This is a genomic window from Rugamonas sp. (genome assembly GCF_025354735.1).
Taxonomy (GTDB): domain Bacteria; phylum Pseudomonadota; class Gammaproteobacteria; order Burkholderiales; family Burkholderiaceae_D; genus Rugamonas.
The window spans coordinates 29,827-41,989 of the sequence record NZ_JANXMI010000291.1 but is presented as its reverse complement, the minus strand read 5'-3'; the positions used below and the strand labels follow the sequence as shown (position 1 = coordinate 41,989).

Annotated in this window: 9 protein-coding genes; 5 read left to right on the top strand and 4 right to left on the bottom strand. The window is 64.7% G+C overall.

The window, feature by feature from the left end:
* From groEL to Q0S71_RS23820, 4 genes are all read left to right on the top strand, one after another.
* A partial coding sequence (gene groEL, locus Q0S71_RS23835; protein ID WP_296001289.1) for a chaperonin GroEL occupies window positions 1-1,025 on the top strand: 1,025 nt, incomplete at its 5' end.
* A 76-nt stretch (window positions 1,026-1,101) separates the two neighbouring features.
* Window positions 1,102-1,401 (top strand): hypothetical protein, encoded by a 300-nt coding sequence (locus Q0S71_RS23830; RefSeq protein ID WP_296001288.1) that lies wholly within the window; start codon window positions 1,102-1,104, stop codon window positions 1,399-1,401.
* A gap of 203 nt (window positions 1,402-1,604) precedes the next feature.
* Window positions 1,605-2,426: a class I SAM-dependent methyltransferase gene (locus Q0S71_RS23825; protein ID WP_296001286.1), complete on the top strand. Its 822-nt coding sequence runs from the start codon at window positions 1,605-1,607 to the stop codon at window positions 2,424-2,426.
* Between the two features lie 77 nt (window positions 2,427-2,503).
* Window positions 2,504-3,106, top strand: coding sequence for a hypothetical protein (locus tag Q0S71_RS23820; RefSeq protein WP_296001284.1), 603 nt, complete (start codon window positions 2,504-2,506; stop codon window positions 3,104-3,106).
* Window positions 3,107-3,172: 66 nt separating this feature from the next.
* On the opposite strand, the gene Q0S71_RS23815 is transcribed toward Q0S71_RS23820, so the two are convergent.
* The 4 genes from Q0S71_RS23815 to Q0S71_RS23800 form a co-directional block, all read right to left on the bottom strand.
* Window positions 3,173-4,411, bottom strand: coding sequence for an MFS transporter (locus tag Q0S71_RS23815; RefSeq protein WP_296001282.1), 1,239 nt, complete (start codon window positions 4,409-4,411; stop codon window positions 3,173-3,175).
* 61 nt (window positions 4,412-4,472) lie between these two features.
* Complete coding sequence (locus Q0S71_RS23810) at window positions 4,473-5,018, bottom strand: PadR family transcriptional regulator (RefSeq protein WP_296001280.1); 546 nt, start codon at window positions 5,016-5,018, stop codon at window positions 4,473-4,475.
* Window positions 5,019-5,203: 185 nt separating this feature from the next.
* Complete coding sequence (locus tag Q0S71_RS23805; RefSeq protein WP_296001278.1) at window positions 5,204-7,081, bottom strand: glucokinase; 1,878 nt, start codon at window positions 7,079-7,081, stop codon at window positions 5,204-5,206.
* Window positions 7,082-7,232: 151 nt separating this feature from the next.
* Window positions 7,233-8,873 carry an alpha-amylase family glycosyl hydrolase gene (locus Q0S71_RS23800; RefSeq protein ID WP_296001276.1) on the bottom strand — a complete coding sequence of 547 codons (1,641 nt, stop codon included), beginning with the start codon at window positions 8,871-8,873 and terminating at the stop codon, window positions 7,233-7,235.
* A 459-nt stretch (window positions 8,874-9,332) separates the two neighbouring features.
* On the opposite strand from Q0S71_RS23800, the gene pulA reads away from it, so the two are divergent.
* Window positions 9,333-12,119, top strand: a complete 2,787-nt coding sequence (gene pulA, locus Q0S71_RS23795) for a pullulanase-type alpha-1,6-glucosidase (protein WP_296001293.1) — start codon at window positions 9,333-9,335, stop codon at window positions 12,117-12,119.
* The last annotated feature ends 44 nt before the right edge of the window (window positions 12,120-12,163 follow it).

Below are 12,163 nucleotides of genomic sequence, written 5' to 3'. Positions count from 1 at the left end.
CAGCCGACTGCCTAGACCGGGCCAAGAGAAGGTCACTTCCGTCAAAATTGCACCGCCCAACATGGCCGCCAATGTCAATGGTACTCGAGCAAGTCGCCAAAGCTGGTCGTCCGCTGCTGATCATCGCTGAAGATGTCGATGGCGAAGCGCTGGCGACCCTGGTGGTTAACAACATCCGCGGCATTCTGAAGACCGTCGCCGTCAAGGCACCGGGCTTTGGCGATCGTCGCAAAGCCATGCTGGAAGACATCGCTGTCTTGACCGGCGGCCAAGTGATCGCTGAAGAAGTCGGCCTGACGCTGGAAAAAATCACCCTGGCCGAACTGGGCCAAGCCAAGCGTATCGAAGTCGGCAAGGAAAACACCATCGTCATCGACGGCGCCGGCCAGGCTGAAGCGATCGAAGCGCGCGTCAAGCAAGTGCGCGTGCAGATCGAAGAAGCCAGCTCGGACTACGACCGTGAAAAACTGCAAGAGCGCGTGGCCAAGCTGGCCGGCGGCGTTGCCGTCATCAAGGTTGGCGCTGCCACCGAAGTCGAAATGAAAGAAAAGAAAGCCCGCGTTGAAGACGCACTGCACGCCACCCGCGCTGCCGTGGAAGAAGGCATCGTTCCTGGCGGCGGCGTTGCCCTGCTGCGCGCGCGCGCCAACATCACCGTAAAAGGCGACAATCCCGACCAGGACGCCGGCATCAAGATCGTGCTGCGCGCGATGGAAGAGCCACTGCGCATGATCGTGCAAAACGCCGGCGAAGAAGCTTCCGTCGTCGTCGCAGCGGTGCTGGCCGGCAAAGGTAACTACGGTTACAACGCCGCCAACGGCACCTATGGCGACATGGTTGAAATGGGCGTGCTGGATCCAGCCAAGGTCACCCGTTCGGCACTGCAAAACGCAGCGTCGATCGCCGGCCTGATGCTGACCACCGACTGCATGGTCGCCGAAGCGCCTGAAGACAAAGCAGCCGGCGGCATGGGCGGCGGCATGGGTGGTATGGGCGGCATGGGCGGTATGGACGGCATGATGTAATGTCGTCGCGCCGCTGAGTCCGAAGCTTCGGACTCGCCGACAAAAAAGCCTGCAAGGTTAGCGCCTTGCAGGCTTTTTGCATTCGTGGCGCCGGCTTGGCCTGTTCGGGGATGCGGTCGAGCTGCATGGTCACCCCGCTGCCATCGGCTTCTTTCGTATATGCATAGAGAATATCCAGCGTTTCCAGCGTTCCGTTATACTCGAACAACTGTTGGGACATATTCTTGATGCAGCGCTCGGCATTGACACGCGAGGCATCATCGCGCGACATGGTCCAACTGCCATCGAGATGGACTTCATGGACTTGCTCATCACGCTAGATCGTGAGCGAGGTATCGAGGCCGCTGGCGGGCCGGCACAGCAGCAAATGGCATAGAGCAGCGCCCAGCAGCGCGGTCAAACCGAGGGCAAACGCATATTCATACTTATAGTATTGGCAATATGGCATTTAAAAACACACCAGCCGCGCCACATCTCGACTATCCGCACCGGCACAACTTTGCGCCGCCGCAAAAGCCGCCGCCGCCACGACTTTATAGTGACAGGTCCGGGCAGACGGCCCACGCAGCGGAGCCTTCCATGGCAAGCACCCAGGCGGCGCGGCCGGTCATCGGCAACGACCTTAAGCAACAGGCATTTGAAGAATTGGCGCACGCGCTGGGCCTGGCGCCGCGCGATCCCTGGATAGGCGGCTACGTCGATTACGAATGGGACCACCTGCGCCTGGTGCTCGACGCCATGCCACTGCGGCTCGACAAGCTGCCGGTGCTGGAGTTCGGCTGCAATGTGGGGGCGTCGGCGATCTTGCTGTCGCATCTGGGCGCCCGCGTCAGCGCGACCGACATTTCGCCGGAGTGGATCAGCCTGGCCCGCCTGAACGCGGCGCGCTACGGCATCGACGATATCGCCTTCAGCCACGTGCCCGACTCCTGCCGCCTGCCCTACGCCGACGGCCAGTTCCAGCTGATCGTCTGCAACAGCGTGCTCGAATACGTGGACCCGCGCCAGCTGGCGGCCGTGCAGCGCGAGCTGGACCGGGTGCTGGCGCCGGGCGGCATGATACTGCTGACCGGCACCAGCAACCGCCTGTGGCCGCGCGAAGCCCATTCGGGACGCTGGCTGGTCAATTACCTGCCGCGCCGGCTGGACCGCTGGTCGGGACGCGTCCGGCAGCGCGGCGTGTGGCCGTGGCAGGCGCGGGGCGGCTTCGGCCTCCACTACGACAATCTGGACACGGCCCATCCCGACAATTTCTTCGCCCGCTCGCGGCAGGCGATGGGCGCGGCGCCGTCCCGGCTGAAACCGCTGCTGTGGCTGGCCCGCCAGCTCCATGTCGGCCCCGGACTGCTGGCGCAAAACCTGTCCTGCCTGCTGCAAAAACGGCCCCCGGACAATGGCTGAGTTTGTTGCTGAGGGCATGCCTTTGGTTTAGTATGGCCGTCTCTGCATTTCGCGCTTACAGACAAGGCCAGCAACAAATGGTTTCACCGTCACCGTCCCCGAAAAAAACCACCATCGCCGCCGTGTCTGGCGCCGTGTTCGCCGGTTTGCTGCTCGCCGCGCTGGGGACTTATGTTGCCTGCGCGACGCCGGAAGCGGCGCCGGCCGCCGGCATCGCGGGCAGCGCCGTCACCAGGGCGGCGGCGTCCGGCCCGGCCAGCCCAGCGGCGCAGTCAGCGCCATCGGCGCCGAATGCCACGGCCACGGCCACGGCCGGCAGCGCCGCCGGCACGCCAGCGCCAGCCCATCAGCAACATACCAAGGCCGAGGCCGCCGCCGCGCTGATGGCGCTGCCCGAGCTGCAAGCGTGGTCGGCCCAGATCGAGAAACATTCCGGCGGCGCCACGCACGGCGCACTGATCGAGGACGATCCGGCGCCGCGCGTCGTCAAAGGCAAGCGATACTGGCAATTCAGCTTCGTCGAAAACACGCCGGACGCGGCGCTGCGCTGGGAAAGCTTTTTGATCGCCGCCGACGGCGACATCCTGATCGACGATGTCGCCAGCGACGAGCTGCTGACGCTGGAACGCTGGCGCAAGGAAAAGCAACCGGCCCGGCGCACCGGCGCCGACGGCGGCTGATCCCCGGCCGCCGCGCCTACCGCAGTCCCTGCTTGCGCCCTTCCGCCGCGCCCGCCGCCCTTCCCCCTACGCGGCCTTGCGCGCGATGGCCGTGTCCGGCGGCGAGGCGCCGTGCACCTGGCCCACCCACATTACCGTGAACAAGGTCAGGCCCGCCGCCAGCCAGCCGTTGACGCCGTAGCCGGTGATGTGGCCGGCGCCGTCGGTCTTGAGCAGCACTCCACCGAGCAGCGCGCCCAGGCCGCTGCCCAGCTGCTGCACCGCCGAATTGGCGCTGAGGAAGGCGCCGCGCCGGGCCGGATCCGAGATCGTCGTCATCAGCGCCTGCATGGGAATATTGCGTCCCGAAATAGCCATCATGAAGAACGGGAAGAACAGGATCACGCCATACAGCGGCAACTGCGGCATATGCGTCATGAACAGCAGCGGCAGCACCGAAAACAGCGCGATGTAGCGGTAGACCTTGTGCTTGCCGTAGCGGTCGGCCAGCACGCCCACGCGCCGCGCGCTGAACAGCGTGGCGACGCCGCCGGCCAGGTAGACGTAGGTGATCTGCACCGGCTGCACGCCGAGGTTTTCGACCAGCACCGGCGAAATAAACGGAATCACCAGCATGGCTGTCATCATGTTCACGCCCGACAGCAGGAAGGCGCCCAGGTGGCGCGGCACGCGGAACAGGCCGATCAGATTGGGCAGCACTTCCGACAGCGGCGCCTTGCGCGCCAGGTGCGCGGTCAGCGACGGCAACACCCGCGCCGCCGCGATCCAGATCAGCAGCGACAACACCACCAGCAGATAGAACGGCGACTGCCAGCCGAAGTGGGCCGCCAGCGTCACGCCGATCGGCACGCCGGCGATGGCGGCGATGCTGAACGAGGTCATGACGATGCCGGTGGCGGCGCCGCGCCGGTGCACGGGGATCAGGTCGCCGATGATGGCCATAATCATCGCACTCATGACGCCGCCGGTCAGGCCGGCGAAGGCGCGCGACAGCAGCAGCGTGGCGAAGTTGGGCGACAGCGCGCACGCCAGGTTGGACAGCGTGAACAGGAAGAACATCGCCAGCATCATGCGCTTGCGGTCGAAGCGGTCGATGAAGGTGGCGGCCAGCAGGCCGGACAGGCCGGCGCACCAGGCGTAGGCCGAGACGACGCCGGAGACGGCGGTCGGGTCGATGGCGAAGGCGCGCATCAGCTGCGGCGCCAGCGGCATCATCACCATGTAATCCATGATGACGGTGAACTGGGTCAGGGCCAGCAGCCACAGTACGGTGCGCTCGCGCGCGGGAGACAGGGGTGGGGTCATATTGTTGTTTTGGTGGGGTGGAAGAAAGGCCAAGCCAGGCTTGACCTTATTCGAGCGCGATTCAATCGAGCTGATCGACTTCGGCCGTGGCGCGGCGCAGGATGGCGCGGATCTGGTCCAGCCGGCCGGCATCGGGATTGCCGTCGCGCGCCTTGGAAATGACGGCGTTTTTCAGTTCGTGCATCACCGCCCGCAAATCGTCGCGGGCGTCGCCCGGCTCGCTCATGCGGGCCAGGATGGCGTCGACAAATTGGCGGTTTTCGGCCAGGAAGGCCTCGCCTTCCGGCGTGATGGTGTGCAGCTTTTTATTGCCGTCTGCCGTGGCCGAGACGTGGCCCATGTCGAGCAGCATCGACAGCAGCGGATAGATCGCACCGGGGCTGGGCGTGTAACTGCCGCCGGAGCGCTGTTCGAGCTCCTTGATGATCTCGTAACCGTGGCGCGGTTTTTCGGCGATCATTTGCAGCACCACATAGCGCATGGCGCCGGCATCGAACATCTTGGGACCGCGGCCGCCGCCGCCGCGCTCGCCGCGTCCGCCGCCGCCGTGGTGGTGGCCGTGCATCAGGGCATGGAAGCGGTGGGCATCGTGTAAGAATCGAAACATGGTGAACTCCTTAAAAGACGGTTTAAGACAGAACTAGTTAAGATAGGATTACTTAAGATATGTCTTATTAAGATATATCTTAAACTGTTTTTGACGGAGTTCAAGTTATTTATTTGTAACAGGCGAAAAAAAAACCGGAGCGCCCGGCTCCGGTTTGATGTTGAACTTTTTGCCGCCTCGCCGCTCTAACTATCGAGATGCGAAATCAGCAAACGCCGGCTCTCGCCCTCCCCGCCGTGGCCGGCTTTGCGCTCCAGCACCAGCTCGGCGTTCTGGGCGTCGAGCGAGATGCCGACCGACAAGATGTCGATCAGCAGCAGTTGCAGTATGCGCGAAATCATCGACAGGAAAGTCGTGCTGTCCTCGCTGTGGTCGACGGCCAGGCACACGGTGGCCTTCTTGGCCAGCGGCGAATTGCTGCTGGTGATGGCGATGACGTCGGCGCCGGCCGCCTTGGCCGCATCGACGGCGTCGAGCAGGTCGGGCAGCTTGCCGGAATTGGAAATGGCGATCACCACGTCGCCGGGCTTGAGCAACTCGGCCGCCAGCGTGAACAGGTGGGAATCGCCGTACAAGGAAGTCGGTATGCGGAAGCGGAAGAATTTGTGCTGGCCATCGAGCGCCACCACGCGCGAATTGCCCATCGCGTAAAACTCCACGCGCTTGGCCCGGGCGATCAGCGCGATGGCGCGGTCCAGCGAGCGCACGTCGAGCTGGTCGCGGAATTTGAGGATGGCCGAGACGGTGTTGTCGATCACCTTCGCGCTCAGGTCGTGCGTGCTGTCGCTGACGCGCACCTGGCTGTGCCGCACCGGTATCGCGCCGGTCAGGCTGCTGGCGAATTTCAGCTTGAAGTCGGCCAGGCCGAGGAAGCCGAGCGAGCGGCAGAAGCGGATCACGGTCGGCTGGCTCACTTCGGCCAGGCGCGCGATGTCGGCGATGGGCTCGTTGAGCACCAGGCGCGGCTGCTCCAGCACCAGCGCGGCCACGCGCTGCTCGGCCGGCGTCAGCTCGTGCTGCAAATGCAACACGCGGTCCATCAGCGTGTTGGCGCCGCTGCGTCCGCGCAAGTGCTCGGACAAGATGGTCGCCACGCCGTAGAAGGCCGGGTTGGGCGTGGTGATGACGTAGGTCGGGATATTCGACAGGTAGCTGGTGAAGCGCCCTTTCGATTCGAAGCGCGAGCGGAACGGCGACGACGCGAACCACTCGCCCATGCGCGGCACGATGCCGCCGCCGATGAACATGCCGCCGAAAGCGCCCAGCGTCACGGCCAGGTTGGCGCTGGCGCCGCCGAGCATGGCGCAGAAACATTCCAGCACTTCCAGGCACAGCGGATCGTTATCGGTCAGCGCGCCGGACATGATTTCCTGCGAGCTCAGGTCGCGCACCTGGCGGCCGTTGCGCTTGGCGATGGCGCGGTAGATGATTTCCATGCCGGGGCCGGAAATGAGGCGCTCGGTCGACACGTGCGACCACGTCTGCCACGCATATTGCAGGATCGCATATTCGCGCTCGTCGGCCGGCGCGAAGTTGGTGTGGCCGCCTTCGGAGCCAAGCGTCACGAAACCGTCGACGGTCGGGATCACGCCGGACACGCCCAGGCCGGTCCCCGGTCCCAGCAGGCCGATGACGGAATTGCTGGCCGGCGTGCCGCCGCCGACCTGCATCAGGTCGGCCGGCTTCAGGCCGGGCAGCGACATGGCCAGCGCCGTGAAGTCGTTGACCACCAGCAGCGTGTGCAGTCCCAGTGCGCGGCGCAGGGTGTCGGTGGAGAATTCCCAGTCGCGGTTGGTCATCCGCACCTGGTCGCCGCTGACCGGATTGGCCACGGCCAGCGCCGCGTGCTTGAGCGTGACGTCCTTGTGGTCGGCCAGATAGGAGCGCAGCAGCGCCAGCATGTCGGGGTAGTCTTCGCACTTGAGCACGCTCACGGCGCGGAACTCGCCGGGCGCCGTTTGCAGGGCGAGGCGGGCGTGGGTGGCGCCGACGTCGGCGAGCAGTCGAGGTCCGTCGGCGAACGCGCTGCGGTTCAGTTTATGGTCGGCTACGGCTGGTTTCATCGTCGGTTCAATCTAAACGGTGGCAACGGGTGGGCTCGGGCGTCAATATTGGAATTCTGGTAAGTTCCCCGAGAGGCGGCAGCATACCGCATATCGGCGGCGGAAAGAAGAAACCCCATGCACTCGACGTGTCATGGGGTTTCATTTGAATTTATTCCGCGGCCAGTCCGAACCAGCCGCCGTAGGCCGGCAGCGTGACCCGGTCGCCGCTGACCTCGCCCGGCAAGCCGTGTCCGTCCAGCGCCCGCGCCCCCGCCGCCTGCGCCAGCGTGAACGCGACCGGCGCGTCGCCGAGGTTGAAGATGGCGATCACGCCGCGCGCGCCGGCCAGGTCGCGGCGCAGCGCCAGCACCGGTTCCGGCGCATCGAAGAAAACGATGTCGCCGCGCGTCAGCTGCGGCATGGTGCGGCGCCACGCGATCATCTTGCGCGCGAACGACAGCGGCGACGCCGGATCGCGTTCCTGCACCGACACGGCCGCCGCGATGTGGGACGCGGCCACCGGCAGCCACGGCTGGCCGGCGCTGAAGCCGCCGTTGGGCGCGTCGGCGTCCCACGCCATCGGCGTGCGGCAGCCGTCGCGGCCCTTGAACTCCGGCCAGAACGTGATGCCGTACGGGTCTTGCAGCAATTCATAGGGGACGTCGGCTTCGGTGTAGGCCAGCTCGTCGCCCTGATATAAGCACGGCGTGCCTTTCAGCGACAACTGCATCGCCAGCACCATCTTGGCGAACGCGACCGGCGCGTGCGCGCCGCCCCAGCGCGTCATCACGCGCGGCACGTCGTGGTTGCCGACGGACCAGGAAGCCCAGCCGCCTTTGACGCGCTGCTCGAATTCCTCCACCTGCGTGCGGATGTGCCTGGCCGTGTTCACCGGCGTCAGCAGGTTGAAACTGTAGGCCATGTGCAGCTTATCGCCGTCGGCCGTGTACTGCGCCATCACGCCGAGCGAATCGTCGTCGCCCACTTCGCCGATGGCGACGGCGCCGAATTCATTGAGCAGCGTGCGGATCTTTTGCAGGAAAGCCAGATTTTCCGGCTGGCTCTTGTCGTAGACGTGGGCTTGCATGCCGTAGGGATTGACGTCGGTGACGGTGGTGCTGTCGCGCTGGGCGGCCGGCGGATTGCTGTGCAGCGTACGGTTGTGGAAGTGATAGTTGCAGGCATCCATGCGCACGCCGTCGACGCCGCGTTCCAGCCAGAAGCGCAGGCTGTCCAGATGGGCCTGCTGCACGTCGGGATGGTGGAAATTCATGTCCGGCTGGCTGGCCAGGAAGTTGTGCATGAAATACTGGCGGCGGCGGCTGTCCCACTGCCAGGCCGAGCCGCCGAAAATCGACAGCCAGTTGTTCGGCGGATTGCCGTCCGGCAGAGGATCGGACCAGACATACCAGTCCGCTTTCGGATTGTCGCGGCTGGCGCGGCTCTCGGCAAACCACGGGTGGGCCTCGGCCGTGTGCGACATCACCTGGTCGATCATGACCTTCAGGCCCAGGCTGTGGGCGCGCGCGATCAGGCGGTCGAAATCGGCCAGCGTGCCGAACAGCGGATCGACGTCGCAGTAGTCGGACACGTCGTAACCGAAGTCCTTCATCGGCGACTTGAAGAAGGGCGAGATCCAGACGATGTCGACGCCCAGCGCCGCGATGTAGTCGAGTTTCGCCGTAATGCCCGGCAAGTCGCCGACGCCATCGCCGTTGCTATCCAGGAAGCTGCGTGGATAAACTTGGTAGATGATGGCTTCGCGCCACCACGGCGCCGCGCTGGCGACAGGCTGGGTTGCTGGGGTCATAATGTGTCCGGGTAAATTTGTACACAATATACATCAGCGAGGTGTTTTTTTCAATACGATAAAAACCGCGATAAATTCATTAATTCACTTAAAAATCAAATAGATAGATATTTATGCACAAATAAAAAAGCAAAATAAAGTAACTAAACTACACATATTTTGCAGGAAATATATCGAGATCAAGAAAAGGGATCGCATGTGGCAAAGCGCTGAAGAGCCGACGCTGCATGGTTACTGGCGATATCGGATCGGCGACACCATATCAACTGCGAAATTCAGGATCGAATACTGCCAGTGCTCATCATTCAGATTGCACACCGCAGCCATATCTATCGTGAAGATACATAATCACTGTATTAAAACTACACTATTTACATTACCATAGCTCATAGATTGCTAGAGTGCGCACAGATTTTTATGTAGCCGCACTACCATATAACGGAGATGAGCTTGAGCAGAATGCATACCCCCGCCCCGCGTCGGCTCCGGGCCGCGATCACCCTCTGCGGCGCACTGGCGCTGACGGGTTTGAACGCCGCCGCCGCGTCCGAGATTGCGCTGTCCAGCTGCGACGGCCCCTACGCCACCGTGCTGCACGCGTCCGCCGCCAGCGATGCGCGCGCCTACTGGCTCAACCGCCAGTTGCTCAAATGGCCGGGCGCCGACGGCGGCGCGCAATTCAAGTTGTACTATTCGGCGCAAGGCGCCATCACCGGCGCGCACGGCGCCAAGATCGGCGGCGCCGATGGCGCGCTCGCGCTCACCCGCGACAACGGCGCGATCCCGCTCGATCTGGCGCGCCGCTTCAAGTTCGTCGGCGACGGACCGGTGCTGACCGTCACCGCGGCCGACCGCAGCCGGCTGACGCAACTGCACCGACAGCAAATCATGCTGGTCGCGGAAGCGCCCGACGGCACGGTGCTCGACGCCACCGGCGTCCAGCTGGCCGGCGCGCTCGACGACCTGTATGCCGGCGCCGGCAAGGCCACGGACCTCGGCGTCACGCTGATGCAGGCAAAAGCGCATGCCAAGGCCGGAGCCCAGGCTGTAGCCAAAACACAATTCAAACTGTGGGCGCCGACCGCGCAGCACGTGGCGGTCTGCACCTACGCCAGCGGCGACGCCAGCGCCAGCGCCATCGCGCCGATGCGCTTCGACGCCGACACCGGCATCTGGTCCACTAGCGCGCGCGCCGATAGCGGCAGCTATTACCGGTTCGTCGTCGACGTCTACGCGCCCAACACTGGCCTGGTGCGCAACCTCGTCACCGATCCCTATTCCGTCAGCCTCACCACCGATTCCAAACGCAGCTACATCGCCGACCTGAATGCGGCGGCGCTCAAACCGGCCGGCTGGGACCAGTCAGCGGCGCCGCGCACGGTCGCCGCGCAAACCGACATGACGGTCTACGAACTGCACGTGCGCGACTTTTCCATCAACGACGCCAGCGTCAGCGCGCCGCATCGCGGCAAGTACGCTGCCTTCACCGAGCTGCAATCGAACGGCATGCGCCACCTGGCCGCGCTGGGCCGCGCCGGCATCACCGACATCCACCTGCTGCCGGTGTTCGATTTCGCCAGCGTGCCGGAACACGGCTGCGTCACGCCGACGCCCTCGGCGGCGGCCGCGCCGGACAGCGAATCGCAGCAGGCGCTGATCCACGCCACGCAGGCGGGCGACTGCTACAACTGGGGCTACGACCCGTATCATTTCGGCGCGCCCGAAGGCAGCTACGCCACCGACGCCGCCGACGGCGCGCGCCGCGTCATCGAGTTCCGCCGGATGGTCGCGGCGCTGCACGGCATCGGCCTGCGGGTCGGCATGGACGTGGTCTACAACCACACCATGAGCGGCGGCCAGAATGAACAGTCGGTGCTCGACCGCGTGGTGCCCGGCTACTACCATCGGCTCGACGCCAAAGGCGCGATCGAACGCTCGACCTGCTGCGACAACACGGCCACCGAAAACCTGATGATGTCCAAGCTGATGATAGACACCGCCGTGCGCTGGGCCACGCAATATAAAATCGATTCCTTCCGCTTCGACCTGATGGGCCACCAGCCGCGCGCCGCCGTCGAACAACTACGGGCACGGGTCGACGCCGCCACCGGCCGAGCGATCAACCTGATCGGCGAAGGCTGGAACTTCGGCGAAGTGGCCGACGGCGCGCGCTTCGTGCAGGCGTCGCAGCTGTCGCTCAATGGCAGCGGCATCGGCACCTTCAGCGACCGCGCGCGCGACGCCGTGCGCGGCGGCGGTGCCGGCGACGCCGGCGAGCAGCTGATTGCGCGGCAGGGCTACATCAATGGCCTCGTGTACGACGCCAACGCGCAGGCGGGCCCGCGTCCGATGAGCGATCTGCTGCACGCGTCCGACATGGTCAAGGTGGGCCTGGCCGGCTCGATCCGCGACTATGCCCTCACCACCTGGCGCGGCGAGCGGCACACCCTGGCCGACATCGACTACGGCGGCCAGCCGGCCGGCTACGCCAGCGAACCGGGGGAAGTCGTCAACTACGTCGAGAACCACGACAACCAGACCCTGTTCGACATCGACGTCTTCAAGCTGCCGCCATCGACCAGCGGCGCCGAACGCGCGCGCGTGCAGATGCTGGGCGCCGCCATCAACGCCTTCAGCCAAGGCGTGGCCTACTTCCACGCCGGCTTCGACATCCTGCGATCCAAATCGCTGGACCGCAACAGCTTCGAATCGGGCGACTGGTTCAACCGCATCGACTGGAGCTATCAGGACAACTACTATGGCAGCGGCGCGCCGCCGGCCGCCGACAACGGCAAGGACTACGCGCTCATCAAACCGCTGCTGCGCGACGCCGCCATCAAGCCGGCGCCGGCCGACATCGCGTTTGCGCGCGACGCCTTCCGCGACCTGCTGGCGATCCGCCGCAGCAGCACGCTGTTCCGGCTGCGCAGCGCCGCCGACATTCGACAGCGCCTGCGCTTCTACAACACGGGACCGGAGCAGGTGCCGACGGTGATCGTCGCGCACCTCGACGGCGTCGGCTACGCGGGCGCGAACTTCAAGTCGCTCACTTATTTAATCAATGTCGACAAGGTGGCGCACAGCGTGACGGTGGCCGAAGAAAAAAACCGCGACTACCATCTGCATCCGGTGCAGGCGTCGGCCGGCGCGGCCGACCAGCGTCCGGCGCAGCAGGCGCGCTACGACGCCGCCAGCGGCGGCTACACCGTACCGCCGCGCAGCACCGTGGTCTTCGTCGAAAGGTAAAGAAGGGGAAAGAAGGGAAAATAAACAGTCGCTTTCCGTGCTAT